This window comes from Stakelama saccharophila, from assembly GCF_032229225.1.
GTDB lineage: Bacteria > Pseudomonadota > Alphaproteobacteria > Sphingomonadales > Sphingomonadaceae > Sphingomonas > Sphingomonas saccharophila.
In genome coordinates this window covers 1935396-1955586 of record NZ_CP135076.1, presented here as the reverse complement: position 1 = coordinate 1955586, position 20191 = coordinate 1935396, and the positions used below count along the sequence as shown (strand labels likewise).

The window sequence follows — 20191 nt, the reverse complement described above, 5'->3', positions numbered from 1 at the left end:
TCGATGGGATATCGCAACGGCACAAAAGGGTCGAACCGGTTCCGGAATGGCTCTATGGCGGGGCGATGACGATGCGTATCGCGGTGCTGCTGCCCTGCTACAACGAAGAGGCCGCGATCGGGCAGACCGTCGCGGCCTTTCGTTCGGCGCTGCCCGACGCTGCCATCTATGTGTACGACAACAATAGCGGCGACGCGACGGTCGACCGGGCGCGCGAAGCGGGTGCGCTCGTGCGCCGGGAACGCATCCAGGGCAAGGGAAACGTCGTGCGGCGGATGTTCGCCGATGTCGATGCCGATATCTATGTCATGGCCGATGGCGACGCGACCTACGACGCGGCTGCTGCACCCGCGATGGTCGACCGGTTGGTGACGGACCAACTCGATATGATCGTCGGCACGCGGATTCATCAGGCAGCGGATGCCTATCGGCGCGGGCACGTGATGGGCAACCGGATGATGACCGCTCTGCTCGCCAGCCTGTTCGGGCGCAGCTTCACCGATATTTTCTCCGGCTACCGCGTTTTTTCGCGCCGGTTCGTGAAAAGCTTTCCGGTCCTGTCGGAAGGTTTCGAGATCGAGACCGAGATCAGCGTTCATGCGCTGGAGCTGAAGATGCCGGTGGGCGAGGTGGAAACCGCTTATTGCGCGCGGCCCGAAGGGTCGGCGTCGAAGCTGAACACCTATGGCGACGGTTTGCGTATCGCGCGCACGATCCTGACACTCTACCGGGTCGAGCGGCCCTTGTGGTTTTTCGGCACGGTCGGCGCGATGCTCGCGCTGATCGCGATCATCCTCGCCGTTCCGCTCGCGGTGACGTATCTGGAGACCGGGCTGGTGCCGCGCTTTCCCACGGCGATCCTGGCGACCGGCCTGATGATCCTCGCCTCGCTCAGCGGCTTCGCGGGGCTGATCCTCGACACCGTGGTGCGCGGCCGCAGGGAAGTGCGGCGGCTCGCTTATCTGTCCCAACCGGCGCCCGGTTCGTGACGCAAACCTGTCAAGGCCTTGCGCGCGCGGGTGCGAGCGCCGATGTTCCACGGCGATAACCTCAAGAGACGGATTCACATGCACGACAATTTCGATCCCATGAGCGCCCTCGTTCCCATCGTCATCGAGCAGTCGAGCCGCGGCGAGCGCAGCTTCGACATCTTCTCGCGCCTCTTGCGCGAACGGATCGTCTTCGTGACGGGGCCGGTAGAGGACGGCATGGCGGCGCTCATCACCGCGCAGCTCCTGTTCCTCGAATCGGAGAACCCGAACAAGGATATCTGGATGTACATCAACTCGCCGGGCGGCGTGGTGACGGCCGGCATGGCGATCCACGACACCATGCAATATATCCGGCCGCGCGTCGGCACGGTGTGCATCGGCCAGGCGGCCTCCATGGGCAGCTTTCTCCTCGCCAGCGGCGAGGCGGGCATGCGAGTCGCGCTCAACAACGCGCGGATCATGGTGCATCAGCCGTCGGGCGGGGCCCAGGGCATGGCGTCGGATATCGAGATCCAGGCCAAGGAAATCCTGCGTATCCGTCAGCGCATGAACGCGCTCTATGCCAAATATACCGGGCAGCCGCTCGAAAAGATCGAACGGGCGATGGACCGCGACACCTTCCTCGAAGCCGAGGAGGCGAAGGAATTCGGTCTGGTCGACGAGGTATATGACAAGCGGCCGACTGCTCCTGGCGAAGGCGAGGGCGGTTCGCCTGCCCCGACCCCGTCCGAGGGCTGACACAGGTGCCGGTGAAGGGCCACGCCGGCCGCGCGATGCCCTTCAAGCCCTTGTATGGAAATCGATGCTGGACATATTGGCTTTCGGCACGGCAGTCTTGCTATTAGGATAAACGGGTCCGGATAAGGCGTTCTTCCATCGATCGGATGGAGGGGTGGATCGCGAACCGGACTGAAAAGGTACGCTTTTTATGACGAAACTGAGCGGCGGCGGCGACTCGAAGAGCACGCTCTATTGCTCCTTCTGCGGCAAGTCGCAGCACGAGGTTCGCAAGCTCATCGCCGGCCCGACCGTCTTCATCTGTGATGAATGCGTCGAGCTGTGCAACGATATCATCCGCGAAGAAACGAAGTCGGCGCTTGTCTCGAAAAAGGACGGCGGCGTGCCGACGCCGCTGGAAATCTGCGATGTGCTGGACGATTACGTGATCGGCCAGACGCAGGCCAAGCGCGTGCTCTCGGTCGCGGTGCACAACCATTACAAGCGGCTCAACCACGGCGCGAAGGGCGCCGATGTGGAGCTCGCCAAGTCGAACATCCTGCTCGTCGGGCCGACCGGGTGCGGCAAGACGCTGCTGGCGCAGACGCTGGCGCGCATCCTCGACGTGCCGTTCACCATGGCCGATGCCACCACGTTGACCGAGGCCGGTTATGTCGGCGAGGATGTCGAGAACATCATCCTCAAGCTGCTCCAGGCGTCGGACTATAATGTCGAGCGGGCGCAGCGTGGCATCGTCTATATCGACGAGATCGACAAGGTCAGCCGCAAGGCGGAGAACCCGTCGATCACGCGCGACGTGTCCGGCGAAGGCGTGCAGCAGGCGCTTCTAAAGATGATGGAGGGCACGGTCGCCTCCGTCCCGCCGCAGGGCGGGCGTAAGCATCCGCAGCAGGAATTCCTCCAGGTCGACACGACCAACATCCTGTTCGTGTGCGGCGGCGCGTTCGCGGGGCTGGAAAAGATCATCGGGGACCGGCTGCAGCGCAAGTCGATCGGCTTCGGCGCCTATGTGTCGGCGCCCGAGGACCGGCGCACCGGCGAGGTGCTGCGTCAGGTGGAGCCGGAAGATCTGCTGAAATTCGGTCTGATTCCCGAATTCGTCGGTCGTCTGCCGGTGATCGCCACGCTGGAGGATCTCGACACCGAGGCGCTGGTGGAGATCCTGACCGAGCCGAAGAACGCGCTCGTCAAACAGTATCAGAAGCTGTTCGACATGGAGGACGTGAGGCTCAGCTTCAACGACGACGCACTCGCCGCCATCGCGAAGAAGGCGATCGAACGCAAGACAGGCGCGCGGGGGCTGCGCTCGATTCTGGAGGGCATCCTGCTCGACACCATGTTCGACCTGCCGTCGATGGACGGGGTCGACGAGGTGATGATCGACAAGGACGTGATCGAGGGTCGTAAGGACCCCATCCGGGTCTATGCCAAGAAGGAAGAGAAAGCGGGCGGCGGCGCGGCGTAATCGCCGGGTCGCCGGTCGCGCCCTGTCAGAGGGAAGCGTCCGTTGTATTCCCGCGAAAGCGAGACTTCTGCGAAAGGCGCGAAGCGGAAACCTCTTTCGTCATGCTGAACTTGTTTCAGCATCCACTTCAAATGCTTAGACTGAGCGGCACGGTGGACCCCGGCCTTCGCCGGGGTGACGAGAATGGGTTTCGCGGAGGCCTCGCGAAAAGCTCGCCTGCGCCATGCGCTGAATGATCGTGCGGAAGCCGTCATTGTCCAGGTTCACGGCCTCGTAGGAAAAGGCGCGAAGACCGGCCGATCGCAGACCAACCGTCTCCACTTCCTCCAGCCTGTCCGCCAGCATCCCGGCGGCTTCGGTCGTGCGCCCGTCCGCCCGCGCGGTGCCGAGCAGGATCAGCGTGTTGCCAGCCTTTCCACCGTTCAATACCGGACGCATCCGTGCCGTCACGGGCGCGCCGAATGGGCCTTCTGCCACCGGTGATACGCCTCCACCGTGTCGGACTGTTTGAGGGTGCGCGCATGCGGATCGACGATGACGTGCGCGCCCTGGGGCACCGGGATCGCGCCGGTGCCGCCGGTCATCGGTAGCCGCGTGACGCGGTCGCCCACCTGCACTTCGACCGGCAGCGGGAAGGGCTTGGCGTTCGGCGCTTTCCAGGTCAAGCGCAGGATGCCGTCCGCGCGGTGCTGCTGGAGTTCGGGCAACGCCGCTTCATACAGGTAAACGTCGAAGAACCAGCCATAATCCTTCCCCGTCACCTCCTTGACGATCCGTTCGAACTCCCCCGTCGAGCCATAGCGCGGATGGAAATTGCCCGGTTCGGGATCGGGCCGGCCGTAAACGATCCGGCGCGTGACATCGAAAAAAGCATCATTGCCGATCGCATTGCGCAGAGTATGCAGCACCCATGCGCCCTTGTTGTAGATATCCTGACCTGGTCCGCCATTTTCGGTTTCGTAGACCTGTTCTTCGGTCAGCGCGCGGCCGGAGACGAGCGGCGCTTCGTTCATGATGTTCATGCGCAGATCCTGCATCATCGCGGCGTAGCGTGCTGCGCCGTCACGCCATTCGCCGTAGAGCGGCTGCATATAGGTGCCATATCCCTCGTGCAGCCAGTAATCGTCCCAATTGGCGGCGGTGAGCTGATTGCCGAACCATTCGTGCGCCAGCTCATGCTGGAAGATGGTGTCGAAACCTGCCTCCGTCGCGCGGTAGCCGTTGCCATAGGCGTTGATGGTCTGGTGCTCCATGCCGAGATGCGGCGTCTCGACCACGCCCACCTTTTCGTCACCGAAGGGGTAGGGGCCGATCAGGCTTTCGAAGAAATCGAGCGTCGGTGCGAATTCCGCGAACAGCCGCCTGGCGCCGGCTTCGTGGCTCGGCAGATACCATAGCCGCAGCGGAATTTCGTTGCCATAGCGGCTGTCATAGGTCGCCCGTAGTGCCTTATAGGGCGCGACGTTGAGCGCGATGGCATAGGTATTCGGGTTCTTGATCGACCAGTTCCAGGTCGTCCGGCCGTCAGGCAAGGTGTCCACGCCCTTCAGCACGCCGTTCGACGGCGCTTTCAGCCCCTTGGGCACCGTGATGTGCAGATCGACGCGGCCCGGCTCACCGGTCGGAAAATCGAGGCAGGGCCAGAACAGATCGCAGCCATAGCCCTCCGCCGTCGTCGCCGCCCAGGGCCGGCCCGACGGCGTTTCGGACCAGACCAGGCCGTCGTCCCAGGGGGCACGAACGGCGACATGCGGCGTGCCGCCATAGGTGATGCGCGCGGTTACACGGTGCCCCTCCGCCACGATATGCGGCAGGCGGATCGACAATCGCCCCTGCGGATTGGCCCAGGCGTCCCGGCCGAGCGCGGTTCCGTCGATGCTGACCGCGGAAACCGGAAGGTTGCGGTCGAGATCGATCAGCAGCGCGGATAACGGCGCCTTCGCCGTAAACGTCAGCGTGGCGACGCCGCGCAACTGCTCGCGCTCCGGCAGCACCTCGATGGCAAGGTCGGCGACGTCGAAGCGCAGCTTTGCCTGTTGCGGATCGATCGGACCGCCGGACCTGGCGGTCTGTTCCGTGATGGGCGGCTTTCCCTTTTCCATCGGCGCGGCCGTGGCGGTGCTCGCGAGCATCAGGGTGGCCGACACAATCGGCGCCGATATGCGCCGCGAAGATTGATGCGCGGATGTCAGGCCCCATATATGACGGCAAAGAGCCCGAACCGGGCAAACCGGAGTATTCATGAAGACGTCATATCCTGTTCTGCCGCTTCGCGACATTGTCGTGTTCCCGCATATGATCGTGCCGCTGTTCGTTGGTCGCGACAAGTCGGTCGCCGCGCTCGAGGCGGCGATGAACGACGATAAGGAAATCTTTCTCGTAGCTCAGCTCGATCCCGGCGAGGACGATCCGGCCGGCGATGACCTTTACGATATCGGCGTAACGGCGGAGGTGCTGCAGCTCCTGAAGCTGCCCGACGGCACCGTGCGCGTGCTCGTGTCCGGCAAGGAGCGCGGCAAGCTGCAATCGATGGAGCCGACCGGCGATTATCTGACCGGCCATGTGGAACCGGTCGCCGACATGCCGGCGGAAGGGGCCGAGGTTCAGGCGCTGATGCGCTCTGTCGTCGATCAGTTCGAAAGCTATGCCAAGCTGAACCGGAAACTGCCTTCCGAAACGGCGGTGCAGCTCGGCGAGATCGACGAACCGTCGCGGCTGGCCGATGCGGTCGCCGCCAATATCGCCATCAAGGTCGCGGACAAGCAGTCGCTGCTGATCGAAGCCGATCCGGCCAAGCGGCTGGAGATGGTCTATGCCTTCATGGAAGGCGAACTCGGCGTCCTGCAGGTCGAAAAGAAGATCAAGGGCCGCGTGAAGCGTCAGATGGAAAAGACGCAGCGCGAATATTATCTCAACGAGCAGTTGAAGGCCATCCAGCGCGAACTCGGCAACGAGGACGAGGAGGGCGAGGGCGACGAGGTCGCCGAGCTTACCAAGAAGATCGCGAAGCTGAAGCTGTCCAAGGAAGCCAAGGCGAAGGCCGAGGCGGAGCTGAAGAAGCTCAAGACCATGGCGCCGATGTCGGCCGAAGCGACGGTCGTGCGCAACTATCTGGACGTGCTGCTGGGCCTGCCCTGGGGCAAGAAGTCGAAGCTCAAGAAGGATCTGGTCGAGGCCGAGACGGTGCTCGACGAGGACCATTATGCGCTTGAAAAGGTCAAGGACCGGATCGTCGAATATCTCGCCGTGCAGGCGCGCACCAACCGGCTGAAGGGGCCGATTCTGTGCCTGGTCGGGCCTCCCGGTGTCGGTAAGACCTCGCTCGGCAAGTCGATCGCGCGGGCGACGGGCCGCGAGTTCGTTCGCCAGTCGCTGGGCGGCGTGCGCGACGAGGCCGAGATCCGCGGCCACCGGCGGACCTATATCGGCAGTCTGCCGGGCAAGATCGTATCCAATCTGAAAAAAGCCGGCACCGGCAATCCGCTGTTCCTGCTCGACGAGATCGATAAGCTGGGCCAGGATTTCCGCGGCGATCCGGCCTCGGCGCTGCTCGAGGTGCTCGACCCGGAACAGAACAACAAGTTCCAGGATCACTATCTGGAGATCGACGTCGATCTGTCGGACGTGATGTTCGTGTGCACGGCCAACACGCTCAATCTGCCGCAGCCGCTGCTCGACCGCATGGAGATCATCCGGCTCGAGGGCTATACCGAGGATGAAAAGGTCGAGATCGCGCAGCGGCACCTGGTGGACAAGCAGGTCGAGCTTCACGGGTTGAAGGAAGGCGAGTTCGAACTGACCGAAGCGGGGCTTCGCGACTTGATCCGGTACTATACCCGAGAAGCCGGGGTGCGGACGCTGGAGCGCGAGATCGCGAAACTTGCGCGCAAGGCGCTGCGCCAGATCCTGGAAAAGAAGGTGGAGAGCGTCACGGTCACGCCGGACAATCTGCACGAATTTTCCGGTGTACGGAAATATCGCTTCGGCATTTCCGAGGAGGAGCACCAGATCGGCGCCGTCACGGGCCTTGCCTGGACCGAGGTGGGCGGCGAACTGCTGACGATCGAATCCGTCACGGTGCCCGGCAAGGGCAACATCAAGACGACCGGCAAACTGGGCGATGTGATGAAGGAATCGGTCGAAGCGGCGTTCAGTTTCGTAAAGGCGCGCGCGCCGGGCTACGGCATCAAGCCGAGCCTGTTCATGCGCAAGGATATCCATGTTCATCTGCCCGAGGGGGCGGTGCCCAAGGACGGCCCCTCTGCCGGTATCGGCCTGGTCACGTCGATCGTGTCGACGCTGACGGGCGTTTCGGTGCGCAAGGACATCGCGATGACCGGCGAGGTGACGCTGCGTGGTCGGGCATTGCCGATCGGCGGGCTGAAGGAAAAGCTGCTCGCGGCGCTTCGCGGCGGTATCAAAACCGTCCTTATCCCGGCGGAGAACGAGAAGGACCTCGTGGAGATTCCGCAGAACATCAAGGACGAACTGGAAATCGTCCCGGTGTCGCATGTCGACGAAGTGCTGAGCCGGGCGCTGACCGATTCGCTGGAACCGATCGACTGGACCGATGCGGATGAACTGGCCGTTCAACCCGTAGGGGACATGAGCGCTTCGGGCGCGTCTTTGCGGCATTGATCGGGCGGTTTTTTCCGTTTTTTCGGCCTGAAATGGCGGAATTGCTTTGACAGCGGGGACTCGAACCGCCTTACTGGGCACTCGGCCTCGCGCCGGGACACATTCATTCGAGTAACCGTGTAACAAAGCAGGGGTTCAAAGGGACATGAACAAACAGGAATTGATCGGACAGGTCGCCGACCACTCGGGCCTGAACAAGGGCGATGCGAGCAAGGCGGTCGAAGCGGTTTTCGACTCCATCACCGGCGCATTGAAGAAGGGCGATGAAGTCCGCCTCGTCGGTTTCGGCACCTTTTCGGTCAGCAAGCGCAAGGCATCCACGGGCCGCAATCCGCGCACGGGCGAGCCGATGACGATCAGCGCCTCCACCCAGCCGAAGTTCAAGGCCGGCAAGGGCCTGAAGGACGCCGTCAACTAAGGCGTTTTGCGACTGGACAGAGGGCGCGTGCTTGCTTAGAGGCACGCGTCCGGTTCCCTGATGCAAAACAGGAACCAGGCGGGCGCGTAGCTCAGTGGTAGAGCACTGTGTTCACACCGCAGGGGTCGCTGGTTCAATCCCAGCCGCGCCCACCAGATAAAACCCTGGATCACGAGGCTTTGTCCGAGTGGTCCGGGGTTTTCTCGTTTGGGGGCGGGACCGTCCTTCTGGTCCGATCCTTTCGATACGGTTCATCCGGAAACGAAATGGCCGGATCGCGAATTCCGCGGCCGTTTGCGCCGCAGGTCGCCGCCGGCGCACTCGATCCGAACTGCGGTCCCGCGAAAAGGAATCCGCGGTTCCCAATGATGCTCCGTGCGGCCTCGCTGCCGGCCGACGCGAATGTCATAAAACCGAAACCGGTGCGTCATCAAACCTTCTCTGAACTGGCATCTTCGAGTCATCCGCCGCCGTTAGCCGGGTGACGGCGTCGACAGGGGGAGTTCCGAGTCGACGGGGGCCCTTGGCCCATCCAGCGAACCGGTAACGGAGAATTTGATGTCCAGCTTCAAACGCATGAGCCTTATCCTGATGACCGGCTGCGCCGGTGCCGCGCTGTCCGCTTGCGATGGCGCGAGCAGCGTCGCTTCGCCGGGCGACGGCGTGATCGTCACGCCCACACCGTCGCCGGCTCCGTCTCCGTCTCCGTCTCCGTCGCCGTCCCCCAGCCCGACGCCGACCCCGACGTCCGGCCCCGCCGCAAGCTGCCCCACGGGCACGACCGACGTCGGCGTCATCGCCGGCGCTTACCGCTCCTGCCGCCTGCCGTCGCAGGTTTCCGGCTCGGTCACGCTGCCGCAGGTCGCGGGTGTCGCATATGAAATCAGCGGTCGCGTCAGCGTCGGCGAAGATGTCGGCAGCACCGGAAACGATGGTTCCGCCGCAACGCTCACCATTGAGCCCGGCACGTTGTTCTACGCCAATGCCAACGATTCCGCCGACGACTACATCCTGGTCAACCGCGGGTCGAAGATCATGGCGCAGGGCACCGCCGATGCGCCGATCGTGATGACCGCGCAGCAGAACCTGACCGGTCAGGTCACGGATTCGAGTCAGGGTCTGTGGGGTGGCCTGATCCTCGGCGGCCGGGCGCCGATATCCGCTTGCGATACCCAGGGCGTCGCGGGCGGTGCCGCCGACTGCGAGAACATCATCGAGGGCACCGGCGACGCACTTTACGGCGGCAACGTCGCGGACGACAGCAGCGGCGTGGTCCAGTACGTCCAGATCCGCTATTCGGGTCGTCGTCTCACGACCGATGTCGAGCTTCAGGGGCTGACGCTGGCCGGCGTGGGCAGCGGCACCACCATTGACCATGTCCAGATCCACAACAGTTCGGACGATGGCATCGAGATCTTCGGCGGCACCGCCAATCTGAAGAACCTGGTCTTCACCGGCGCCGACGATGACGGCTTCGATACCGATCAGGGCTGGCAGGGTTTCGCGCAGTTCGTCCTGAACATCCAGGCGGCCACGCAGGAGAGCGACAGCTTCTCCACCGAGATCGATTCGAACGGCTCGGAGGACGCGCTGCCGCGCCAGAAATATCACCTCGCGAACTTCACCTTCGTCCACAATGCGGAGAACACGCCGGCGGCGATGCGCATCCGCGGCGGCGCCGATGCGCACTTCTATAACGGTATCGTATCCACGCCGGTTTCCTGCATGACGATGGTCGCCGGTCCGGGCAACGCCACGATCCGCGATGCCGATGCCGGCCTGAACGACGACGGTCCGCCGACCTGGGACTCGGTATATTTTGGTTGCGCCGCCGCTGCCAAGTTCGCGGAATCGGAGACTTCGAACAACACGATCCCTGCGGCAACGCAGGAGCAGGTGTTCGACGCCAACTCGACCAATTCGACGGTCGAGGGAGAGCGCGGCAGCGCGGTCGAAAACGGCTTCTATCCGACCAGCACGACGCTGGGCGTCACCGCATATGATGCGAGCCAGGTCTCGGATTTCTTTGTGCCGACGAGCTATATCGGCGCGGTCGCCGGTCCGGGCGACTCCTGGTTCCAGGGTTGGACCTGCAATTCGAACCGCGCGAACTTCGGTTCGGCGAGCAGCGCATGCACCGGCCTGCCGAACTAAGGCGCAAATGACGAAGTCGGGGCGGTGGATCCAGTCCGCCGCCCCTTTGCGCATCCAATGAATTCCAGATCCGGAACCGAGACCATGAAAACGAAGCTAGCCTTTGGCAGTCTCCTCCTCTCCACCTCGCTGCTGGTCGCCCCGGCGGCGCTGGCGCAGACGGCGGGAGCGACCGGCGATGCCGCGACGGGGGGGCAGCAAGACGCTTCCGCGACGCAGCAGACCGAACAAGATCAACCGACCGAGGACCAGGTCGAAATATCGACGCCGGGCGCCGAAGGCGCATCGGAGATCGTCGTCACGGGCCGGTTCATCCCGAATGCGATCCGGGCCACATCGCAGGTGGTTTCGGTGGTCTCGAGCGAGGATATCGCCCGCACCGGCGAAGGCGACATCGCGGGTGCGCTGCAGCGTGCGGCGGGCCTCGACGTCGTCGGAAACGGTTATGTCTATGTCCGCGGTCTGGGCGATCGCTATTCCTCTTCGCTTCTCAACGGATCGCCGCTGCCCTCACCGGAGCCGCTGAAGCGTGTCGTGCCGCTCGACATCTTCCCGACCAACGTGATCGCCAGCGCGCTCGTCCAGAAGACCTATTCGGTCAATTACCCCGGTGAATTCGGCGGCGGCGTGATCAACCTGACCACCCGCGCGGTTCCCGAAGAACCCTTTTTCCAGCTCGGCGGGACGTTCGGCGTCGATACCGAGACGACGAGTGAACTCGGCTATGTCTATGACGGCGGATCGGCCGACTGGACCGGATATGATTCCGACGAGCGCGAAGTGCCGCGCGCCATCAAGCAAGCCGGCGCCAATCAGCAGAATCTCAGCCCGGAACAGACGGCACAGCTAACCAACGCCGAAACCACGCTGCTGCAAACCAATTATCACATCCCCGCCAACTGGGCGACGCAGTTCAGCACGGGGACATCCATCGACATGGGCGGTGGACGGGTGGGCGTGATCGCCGGCGGCGGTTTCAAGAATACATGGCAGACGCGCGCCACGCTGCAGCAATCCGCTCTCGATGAAAGCGGCACGCTTGCCAGCAGTTTCGACAAGGTTCTGACCGATGACCGCGCGATCGCGAACGGTCTGCTCGGCCTCGGTGCGGAATTCGGCGACCAGAAGATCCGCTTCACGAACCTGTATATCCACGACACCGTGAAACAGGCGTCGCTGGCATCCGGCACCCTGCAGAACAACCTGCAAACGCCGGACGGGGTCGATCCCTATATCCAGCAAACGACGTCCTGGTTCGAACGCCAATTGTTCGATTCGCAATTGGTGGGGGAATTCAAGTTCGGCGACTTCGGCCTCGATCTGCGCGGCAGCTATGCCAATACCAAGCGCAAGTCGCCTTATGAACGCGAGTTCCAGTACGAATATTCGAGCGCGGTCGGCGATTACGTGAACCGGTTGGGCGGAAATTCCTATGCCCGCGTCAAGTTCAGCGACCTCAATGAGGATCTGTGGTCGGGCGCAGTCGATCTCAGTTACGCCCTGCCGACTGCGCGGCCGATCACGTTGTCCGCCGGTTATAGTTACGCCGACACGGATCGCACGTCGTCGCGCTTCTCGTTTCTGTATTGCGCGAACCTGCCGTCGTGCAACGCGCTCGGCAATTTGCCGGCGCAGGGACGACCGGACTATCTCCTGTCCGATCTCTCGCTGTCGGCAAACGAGATCGGCCTATTGTTCGAACCGAACGAAGCCGGCGTCGGCGCGTCGCCGATCTATTCCGGCGAACTGACCGTCCACGGGGCCTATGGCCAGGTCGAAGCCGAAGTGGCGGACGGCCTGCGCGGCACGATCGGCGTCCGGTACGAAACGGGGCGTGAACAGATCGTCACCAGCCAGCCTTATGCGCCGATCAAGAACGATTACTGGCTTCCCGCGGCGACCATCACCTGGAATTTCGCGCCGGACATGCAGATCCGGCTTGCCGGATCGAAAACGATCGCACGCCCGCAGTTTCGCGAGCTGGCGCCGCAGACCTTCCAGGATTACGAGAGCAATCGCATCTTCTATGGGAATCCGTATCTTCGGGATTCGGAACTCTGGAACGCGGAAGCGCGGTACGAATGGTATTTCGGCGAGGATCAGCGGCTCAGCCTTGCCGGCTTCTACAAGAAGATCGACAATCCGATCGAAGCCGCTGCCTTCTATGCGGGCAGCCCGACGATCCAGACCGGCTTCACCAATGCACCGAGCGCGGAGCTGTACGGCGCCGAAGTCGAGCTGCAGAAATATTTCCCGCTGGATTCATTGGGCGGCGACTTTTTCAGCACGCGGCGGCTGCTGTTCATCGCGAACTATACCTATACGCAATCGTCGATCGAAGCCGGCGACGAGATGATCCCCGACATCATCCAGGGCGGCGGCGAGGTGCGGCTCAGCCGGGCGGCGGATCTGCTCCAGGACGGCGCGCCGCTCACCGGACAATCCGATCATCTCGCCAATGTGCAGTTCGGCATCGAGGATACGGAGCGCCTGTCGCAGCTCACGGTCATGGGCCGCTATGCCAGCAAGCGCGTCACCAATCGCGGTCCGGTCGTTTCGGGCGTGCGCCTGAACGACATCTACGAGGAACCTGGTTTCCAGCTCGATGTGGTCGCGCGGCAGGGGGTCAATTTCGGCGGTGCCGAATTCGAACTGAAGTTCGAGGCTCGCAACCTGCTGCACGAGGACTATGAGGAATATCAGAATGTCGACGCAGGCGGGCGGGTCTATCTCAACCGTTACGATCTCGGACGCATCTTCGAGATCGGCCTCAGCATGAAGATCTGATCCGAACGACACGAGGCGGGGCGCCGGTGCAGGTCACCGGCGCCCGTTTTCGTGCGCGCAAAGGACCTTCCATCCGCTCGCGGGCGGTGTTCATCCCCAGGGCCGCTCGCGAAACCACTTGGTAATGACATATTTCAGGCCACCGCGTACTTTCATGGCGTGATGGAGTGTGGACGGGTTGGGTGTGCCGTCGAGCCGCAAATTGTTCCACGCAAGCAGCTTTCCGGTTTCCGGTTTGACCATCTTGTCGACCGCCCTGAACCGGGTTGCGCCGCCGGCTTCCGGTTCGTTCAGATACAGCATCACCGTCCATGTCCGCTGGCCGGCGACGCTGCAATATTTGTCGTAGTCCAGCCCGTTGGGCTCGAAATAGTCCGTATGCGCTTTGAATTCCTGGCCCACTTCGTACCGTTGGCCCTGGACGGGTTCGCCGTGCGTGGGGTCGATTCCGGTAAAGGCGGTGATCCGCCGCTCGACTTCGGCAACGGCGGCGTCGCTGGAATCGAGGTCGCAGGTCTCGCTTGTGCGGAATAGCGGATCGCCGTTGGAGTCGCCGACGGTCGAGGGCCGACGACTGGCGTCGATCAAGTCGATGATTCGTTCGCAAAGCTCCGGCTCCAGAAACTGTTTCCGGATGAACAGCGTCAGTTTCGGACTTGGCACCTTCTGCACGCCGTCGCGGGTCATGATGTGGTCGATGACCGGCTCGGCCGGGTAGCCCGAGCCCAGGTTGACCTGATCGGATAGCGTATCGGGGGACGGCATAGTCTGTTCCATGATCGCATTGTGCCCAAACCATATGCGTAATTCCAGCGCTGCCTGATGACAGGACAATGACGTTTCCAACCGTGGAAAAGTCCCTTGCCGCACGATCATTGTTCTGCGATTGAAAGGGCGTTCGAGATGCTTGACGGGATGGAGTTCCGCCCGCTAAGCGCGCGACTTCACGGCGATCGTAGCTCAGCTGGTTAGAGCACTGGTTTGTGGTACCAGGGGTCGTGGGTTCAAGTCCCATCGGTCGCCCCACCTTTTTCGCGCAATAAATCCGGATCATCGACACGTGTCTATCGACTGGGGTTTCCCTGACTTCGACGACCATGAAGGCGTCCATCTGTTCACCGACAGCGAGTCCGGGCTCCAGGCGATTATCGCGGTGCATTCCACCCATCTCGGCCCGGCCGCGGGCGGGGTGCGCTTCTGGCACTATGCCGATCCGCGCGCCGCGATCACGGATGCGCTGCGCCTGTCGCGCGGCATGAGCTACAAGAACGCCATGGCCAACCTGCCGATGGGCGGGGGCAAGGGCGTCGTCATCGCCGAAAAGCCCGGCGATACCATCACGACCGCGCAGCTCGAGGCGTTCGGCCGTGCGGTCGAATCGCTGGGCGGACGCTATGTCACGGCCGAGGATGTGGGCATGTCCGAAGCGCGGATGAAGGTCATCGCCACGCAGACCAGCCATGTTTCCGGCCTGCCGGTGGGCGAGGGCGCCGCCGGCGGCGATCCGGGTCCTTTCACAGCCAAGGGCATCTATCTGGGCGTCAAGGCGGCGGCGAAGCGCGCATTGGGCGCCGACGACATGAAGGGTGTCCATGTCGCCATCCAGGGGTTGGGCAGCGTCGGCGGCGGCTTGGCCCGCCTGCTGGCGAAGGACGGGGCGAAGCTGACGCTTGCCGACGTGAACGCCGACCGTGCCGCCGCGCTGGGCGAGAAAGTGGGTGGCGACGTTGTCGCGCCCGACGCGATCCTCGGTGTCGAGGCCGATATCATTAGCCCCAACGCGCTTGGCGCGGTGCTGACGGAAGAATCGATCGCCGCGCTGAAGTGCAAGGCGGTCGCCGGCGGCGCCAACAATCAGCTTGCACGGCACGAGCACGGCAAGATGCTGCACGATCGCGGCATTCTCTATGCCCCCGATTATGTCATCAACGCCGGCGGCATCATCAATGTCGGTCTCGAATATCTCGGCAGGGGCGACCGGTCCGAAGTCGAGGCGCGCATCACGAAGATTCCCGAGCGGCTGGTCGAGGTGTGGGACGAGAGCGAGCGCTCCGGCGCCCCGGAATCGGAGGTTGCCGACGCAATTGCGCAGCGTCTGATCGGGCGGGGCGGCTGACCGGCCGCTGTCGTCACCGAAATGCGGCACAGGCATAGCAAGTTATGGAAATGGCCGGCGAGATAGCCTAGTCCCTCGCTGATCGTGCCTGCACTTCATGCCCTCGCCAATCCAGCGCGCTTCCTGAAGCTGGCCCGGCCGCTGACGCCGGCGCTGTTCTGGACCGGCGTCGCGCTGATCGCGTTCGGCGGCTGGGCGGGCCTGACGCAGACTCCGCCCGACTATCTCCAGGGCGAAACGGTGCGTATCCTCTATATCCATGTTCCCACCGCCTGGCTGGGCATGGGCGGCTGGTCCGCGCTCGCCGTTGCGAGTTTCGTCTATCTCGTCTGGCGGCATCCGCTGGCGGCGGTCGCGGCCCGCGCCATCGCCCTGCCTGGTGCGACGTTCGCGGCCCTGTGCCTCGCCACCGGTTCGATCTGGGGTCGGCCGACCTGGGGCACCTGGTGGCAGTGGGACGGGCGGCTGACCTCCATGCTGCTGCTCTTCTTCGTCTATCTGGCCTATATGGCGCTCGCGCGCGCCGATGCGGAGCGCGGTGGCGATGGGCGTATTCCGGCACTTTTCGGCATCGCCGGCACCGTCCTGCTGCCGATCATCCGCTATTCGGTCGTGTGGTGGAACACGCTGCACCAGGGCGAGAGCATCGGCCTGACCGGCTCCAGCATCGACGCTTCGATATTGTGGCCTTTGTGGTTCACGCTTTCCGGATTTACCCTGTTGTTCGCCGGGATCGTTTTGATGCGGATGCGCGCCATGCTGGCCCGCGCGAAGGTGGAAGCCCGCATGAAGCGGATGGCGCTGGCATGAATCCCTGGCCGTTCGTCCTGTCCGCTTATGGACTGACCCTGATCGGGACCGTCTCGATCGCGCTTGCAAGCTGGTTGTCGATGCACCGCGCGGAGCGCGCCGTCGAAGCGCTGCGACGGCAATGAAGGCAAAGCATCAGCGTCTCGCGCTTGCCATGCTCGCCGTCGCCGCGGTAATCGGCGCGGCGGTGCTGGCATTGTCGGCCCTTCAGGATCAGGCAGCGTTCTTCTATGCGCCGTCGGACGTCAAGCGGGACGAGATACCTGTCGGCCGCGCGGTACGGCTCGGCGGTATGGTCGAGAAGGGGTCGGTCGTGCGCCAGAAGGACGGTGTCACCGTGCATTTCGTCGTGACCGACGGCAAGGCGGAGGTTCCGGTGCGTTTCACCGGTGTCACGCCGGACCTGTTCCGCGAAGGATCGGGCGTGGTGGCGGAGGGAAGGTTTGAACCCGACGGCGGTTTCGTCGCCGACAATCTGCTCGCGAAACATGATGAGCGCTACATGCCGCCGCAGATGGCGGGTACGATGCACAAGACGGGAACGCTGAAGCAATGATCGCGGAAGCGGGCCTTGCCGCCTTGTGGCTCGCAGGGGCGCTCGCCCTGCTACAGCTCGTCCTGACCATTCTTGCGCTGGCCCAGGATCGGCCCGAATTGCGCGCGGCTATCCGGCCGGTGGCGGTGGTTCAGGGGCTGCTGACCGCGCTGGCGATGCTTGCGCTGATCCTGGTGTTCGCCCGGTCCGACATGTCGGTCCTGCTGGTCGCCGAGAACAGTCATTCGATGAAGCCCTTCCTCTACAAGGTCGCCGGCGCCTGGGGAAATCACGAAGGGTCGATGCTCTTATGGGTGACGATCCTCGGCATCGCCGGTGCCGCCGTCGCGTGGTTCGAACGGCGCCTCGACGAACGTACCCTGATCGCGACGCTGGGCGCGCAGGCGGCGATCGCGCTCGGCTTTTTTGCCTTTCTGCTGATCGCCTCGAACCCGTTCGCCAGGCTCGATCCGCCGGCGGCGGAGGGCAGGGGACTCAACCCGCTGTTGCAGGATCCCGGCCTCGCCTTTCATCCGCCTACGCTCTACGTCGGCTATGTCGGCTTGTCGGTGGCTTTCTCCTTCGCGGTGGGAGCGCTGATAACGCGCAATGTCGGCCCGGCCTTTGCTCGCGCGGTGCGACCGTGGATACTCGGCGCATGGATCTTTCTGACGCTCGGGATCACGGCGGGCAGCTATTGGGCCTATTACGAGTTGGGCTGGGGCGGCTGGTGGTTCTGGGATCCGGTCGAAAACGCGTCGCTGATGCCCTGGCTGGCGGCGACGGCGCTGCTGCATTCGGTCAGCGTGCTGGCCACGCGTGACGGCCTGCGCGCGTGGACGGTGATGCTTGCGGTGGTTGCGTTTTCGATGTCGATGATCGGCACCTTCCTGGTTCGATCCGGCGTGTTGACGAGCGTCCACAGCTTTGCGGTCGACCCGGCGCGCGGCACCTTCATCCTCGTTCTGCTGGCGCTCTACATCGGCGGCGCGCTGGCGTTGTTCGGTGCCCGGATCGGCACGGTGCGGGCGGGAAACACATTCGACCCGGTAAGTCGGGAGGCGGGGCTGGTCGTCAACAACCTGCTCCTGTCCGTGATCCTGGGCATCGTGCTGATCGGTACGCTGTACCCGCTGGTCGCGCAGGCTTTCGGGGTCAAGCTCTCGGTCGGAAAGCCGTTTTTCGACGAGACGGTGGGGCCGATCGCGCTGGTGCTGATGGCGGCGCTGGCGGCCGGGCCGCTGCTGCGCTGGCGGCGGGATCGGCTTTCCGCCCTTCGTGACCGGATGACGGTGCCGATCGCGGTCGCTCTCCTGTCCGTGGCGGGAATCGCCGTGTTCGCGCGCGGCGCCGGAGTGCTGCCGACGTTGGGTCTGGGTCTGGCCGCCGGTCTCGCGGTGGCGAGCGTGGCGCCGCTGTGGCGGCGGGCGCTGCGCCGGACGCCGCTGTTCACCTATGGCATGGTGCTCGCGCATCTGGGGGTAGCCGTGAGCGTCGCTGGCATGGCCGCCGAAAGCGCGTTCACGCAGGAACAACTCGTTGCGGTGCACGTCGGTCAGCCGGTCGATGTCGGGCCGTTCGTGGTGCGGCTGTCCGGCGTTCGGCCGACCGTGGGCGACAACTGGTCGGCGATCGAAGGCGTGCTTCGCGTTTCGCCGCAGGACGGCGGCCCGGACTTCACCCTGCGGCCACAGCAGCGCTTCTTTTCCGCACCGCCCACGGTGACCAGCGAGGCGGCGATCAAGACGACGCTCGGCGGGCAGCTTTATACCGTTCTGGGCGAAGCCGACGGGACGGGTCGCCGGCAATTGCGGCTGTGGTGGAAGCCGTTCGTCACGCTGATCTGGCTGGGCGGGGGCATGATCGCTGCGGGCGGCGCACTGTCGCTGATCGGGCGCGTCCGGCGCGAACGCAAGGCCGCCCGGCGCGAAGAGGAGATGGGCTGGGCATGACCAAATTCATTCTGTGGCTGCCACTCGCCTTGTTCGCGCTGCTCGTCGCCGTCGTGGCGAGCGGGGTGGTGCAGCCAAAGGACACGGCGATCCATTCGCAGATGGTCGACAAAACACTGCCGCAATTCGCCCTGGACCCGATGGTGAACGGCAAGCCCGGACTGTCGAGCGCGGATTATGGCAAGGGCGGGCCCCGTCTGCTCAATGTCTTCGCGAGCTGGTGCCTGCCCTGTATCGCGGAGGCGCCGCAACTGATAGCGCTCGAACAGCGCGGCGTGCCGATCGACGCCATCGCGGTACGCGATGATCCGGCCGATGTGCGCAAGTTCCTCGCCCGCAACGGCGACCCCTATGCCCGAATCGGCGACGATGCCCGGGCCGACGTGCAACTGGCGCTGGGATCGTCCGGGGTGCCGGAAACTTTCGTGATCGGCGCGGACGGCCATATCGTGGCCCAGCATATCGGCGCCATCCGACCCGAAGACATTCCAGAGATCATGCACCTGTTGGAGAAAGCGCAATGAGGCTGGCGGTGGCCGCTCTGCTGGTGCTTGTCGCCGCCTTTCAACCGGCGCGCGCGGAAACGCGGCGCCCGCCTGTCGACCTCGCCAACACCGAACTGCCCGATCCGAAGGCGGAGGCGCGCGCGCAGATGCTGATGGCCGAGCTTCGCTGCGTTGTGTGTCAGGGCCAGTCGATCGCGGACAGCGATGCGGACATGGCTGGCGACATGCGCGCGCTCGTCCGGCGCCGCATTGCGGCCGGCGAAAGCCCGGATGCCATTCGCGACTGGCTGATCGCCCGGTACGGCGCCTATATCACCTATGATCCGCCATTGGACTGGTTCACAGCGCCGCTATGGCTGGCGCCCGCGTTTCTGATCATTGCCGGCGCCTGGATCGCCCGGCGAAGTTTCAAACGGCGGTCGAACTGATGGGCTGGCTGATGTTCCTGATCGTCGGCGCCGTGTCGGTGTTCCTGCTGTTCGTGCTGGGCGTGCCCAGGCTGCTGTGGTCGCTGCTGGGCGCGGCGATTGCGCTGGGCGGGACGGGGTATGCGCTTCAGGGGCATCCGTTCGAGCCCGGACATCCGGTCGAGGGGGAAGCGGAAATACAGCCAATCGACCAGGGACTGATCGACTTTCGCCATACAATGTTCGGGCATTTCACGTTCGCCAACAGCTATCTGGTCGCATCCGATGCGCTCGCACGCAGTGGCGCCACCGATTCGGCAGTGGGGGTGGTCCTCGCCGGCATCCATCGCTCGCCCCGGGATGCTGCTTTATGGACATGGCTCGGCATGGCCTATTCCGAACATGATGGCGGGTTCGTCTCTCCTGCGGCGGAAATGGCCTTCAATCACGCAATGGCCATTGCGCCGCAGCATCCGGGGCCGCCATTCTTCTATGGCTTTGCGCTCGCCCGCGCCGGCAGGTTGGAGGATGCGCGCGCGACGTGGCGCAGGGCGCTTGCCCGCATGCCGGAGGATTCGCCCCTGCGGCGGGACGTCCGGCTGCGACTCCAGCTTCTCGACGGTTTCCTTTCGCAACCGGCCGGGACGCAGCCGGCGATGTAGGCGCTACTCCC

At 64.0% G+C, this 20191-nt stretch carries 18 protein-coding genes and 2 tRNA genes; 17 read left to right on the top strand and 3 right to left on the bottom strand.

The genetic code is table 11. The features are described from left to right. Positions 1-65 precede the first annotated feature (65 nt). The 3 genes from RPR59_RS09080 (at position 66) to clpX (ending at position 3195) form a co-directional block, all read left to right on the top strand. Complete coding sequence (locus RPR59_RS09080; RefSeq protein WP_313913258.1) at positions 66-989, top strand: glycosyltransferase family 2 protein; 924 nt, start codon at positions 66-68, stop codon at positions 987-989. A 78-nt stretch (positions 990-1067) separates the two neighbouring features. Further along, entirely contained in the window at positions 1068-1730 is a 663-nt protein-coding gene (locus RPR59_RS09075) for an ATP-dependent Clp protease proteolytic subunit (protein WP_313913256.1), read from the top strand. A 190-nt stretch (positions 1731-1920) separates the two neighbouring features. Further along, positions 1921-3195 (top strand): ATP-dependent Clp protease ATP-binding subunit ClpX, encoded by a 1275-nt coding sequence (gene clpX, locus RPR59_RS09070; protein ID WP_313913254.1) that lies wholly within the window; start codon positions 1921-1923, stop codon positions 3193-3195. A 135-nt stretch (positions 3196-3330) separates the two neighbouring features. On the opposite strand, the gene RPR59_RS09065 is transcribed toward clpX, so the two are convergent. Then, positions 3331-3633, bottom strand: coding sequence for a hypothetical protein (locus tag RPR59_RS09065; RefSeq protein ID WP_313913252.1), 303 nt, complete (start codon positions 3631-3633; stop codon positions 3331-3333). An 8-nt stretch (positions 3634-3641) separates the two neighbouring features. After that, a complete protein-coding gene (locus tag RPR59_RS09060) occupies positions 3642-5327 on the bottom strand; it encodes a M1 family metallopeptidase (protein ID WP_313913250.1) in 1686 nt (561 codons plus the stop codon). A gap of 109 nt (positions 5328-5436) precedes the next feature. Between RPR59_RS09060 and lon the strand changes: the two genes are divergently transcribed. The 5 genes from lon to RPR59_RS09035 all read left to right on the top strand — a co-directional run bounded on the left by lon (position 5437) and on the right by RPR59_RS09035 (position 13192). Continuing rightward, positions 5437-7833 carry an endopeptidase La gene (gene lon / locus RPR59_RS09055; protein WP_313913249.1) on the top strand — a complete coding sequence of 799 codons (2397 nt, stop codon included), beginning with the start codon at positions 5437-5439 and terminating at the stop codon, positions 7831-7833. A gap of 145 nt (positions 7834-7978) precedes the next feature. Continuing rightward, the gene (locus RPR59_RS09050; protein WP_313913247.1) at positions 7979-8251 is read left to right on the top strand and encodes an HU family DNA-binding protein; all 273 of its coding nucleotides are present in this window, start codon (positions 7979-7981) and stop codon (positions 8249-8251) included. 80 nt (positions 8252-8331) lie between these two features. Beyond that, positions 8332-8406: transfer RNA gene (locus RPR59_RS09045), tRNA-Val, on the top strand. Positions 8407-8809: 403 nt separating this feature from the next. Further along, positions 8810-10405 carry a hypothetical protein gene (locus tag RPR59_RS09040; RefSeq protein ID WP_313913244.1) on the top strand — a complete coding sequence of 532 codons (1596 nt, stop codon included), beginning with the start codon at positions 8810-8812 and terminating at the stop codon, positions 10403-10405. Positions 10406-10489: 84 nt separating this feature from the next. After that, positions 10490-13192, top strand: a complete 2703-nt coding sequence (locus RPR59_RS09035) for a TonB-dependent receptor domain-containing protein (RefSeq protein ID WP_313913242.1) — start codon at positions 10490-10492, stop codon at positions 13190-13192. A gap of 90 nt (positions 13193-13282) precedes the next feature. Here the strand turns inward: RPR59_RS09035 and RPR59_RS09030 are convergent, their stop codons facing one another. Beyond that, a complete protein-coding gene (locus RPR59_RS09030) occupies positions 13283-13957 on the bottom strand; it encodes a prolyl hydroxylase family protein (protein WP_432280311.1) in 675 nt (224 codons plus the stop codon). Between the two features lie 184 nt (positions 13958-14141). Here RPR59_RS09030 and RPR59_RS09025 point away from each other — a divergent pair. The 9 genes from RPR59_RS09025 to RPR59_RS08985 all read left to right on the top strand — a co-directional run bounded on the left by RPR59_RS09025 (position 14142) and on the right by RPR59_RS08985 (position 20180). Further along, a tRNA-His gene (locus RPR59_RS09025) sits at positions 14142-14218 on the top strand. A 34-nt stretch (positions 14219-14252) separates the two neighbouring features. Continuing rightward, positions 14253-15308 (top strand): Glu/Leu/Phe/Val family dehydrogenase, encoded by a 1056-nt coding sequence (locus RPR59_RS09020; protein WP_313913240.1) that lies wholly within the window; start codon positions 14253-14255, stop codon positions 15306-15308. 84 nt (positions 15309-15392) lie between these two features. Further along, entirely contained in the window at positions 15393-16118 is a 726-nt protein-coding gene (gene ccmC / locus RPR59_RS09015; RefSeq protein WP_313913237.1) for a heme ABC transporter permease CcmC, read from the top strand. Continuing rightward, positions 16115-16243, top strand: coding sequence for a hypothetical protein (locus tag RPR59_RS09010; RefSeq protein WP_313913236.1), 129 nt, complete (start codon positions 16115-16117; stop codon positions 16241-16243). The genes ccmC and RPR59_RS09010 overlap by 4 nt, the downstream gene beginning before the upstream one ends. Next, on the top strand, positions 16240-16674 hold the full coding sequence (gene ccmE, locus RPR59_RS09005; RefSeq protein WP_313913234.1) for a cytochrome c maturation protein CcmE: 435 nt from the start codon (positions 16240-16242) through the stop codon (positions 16672-16674). Before RPR59_RS09010 ends, ccmE begins: the two co-directional genes overlap by 4 nt. After that, a complete protein-coding gene (locus RPR59_RS09000) occupies positions 16671-18605 on the top strand; it encodes a heme lyase CcmF/NrfE family subunit (protein WP_313913231.1) in 1935 nt (644 codons plus the stop codon). The genes ccmE and RPR59_RS09000 overlap by 4 nt, the downstream gene beginning before the upstream one ends. After that, positions 18602-19129, top strand: coding sequence for a redoxin family protein (locus tag RPR59_RS08995; protein ID WP_313913229.1), 528 nt, complete (start codon positions 18602-18604; stop codon positions 19127-19129). Before RPR59_RS09000 ends, RPR59_RS08995 begins: the two co-directional genes overlap by 4 nt. Beyond that, the gene (locus RPR59_RS08990) at positions 19126-19539 is read left to right on the top strand and encodes a cytochrome c-type biogenesis protein (RefSeq protein ID WP_313913227.1); all 414 of its coding nucleotides are present in this window, start codon (positions 19126-19128) and stop codon (positions 19537-19539) included. Before RPR59_RS08995 ends, RPR59_RS08990 begins: the two co-directional genes overlap by 4 nt. Continuing rightward, positions 19539-20180 carry a tetratricopeptide repeat protein gene (locus RPR59_RS08985; RefSeq protein WP_313913225.1) on the top strand — a complete coding sequence of 214 codons (642 nt, stop codon included), beginning with the start codon at positions 19539-19541 and terminating at the stop codon, positions 20178-20180. The genes RPR59_RS08990 and RPR59_RS08985 overlap by 1 nt, the downstream gene beginning before the upstream one ends. Positions 20181-20191: the final 11 nt, after the last annotated feature.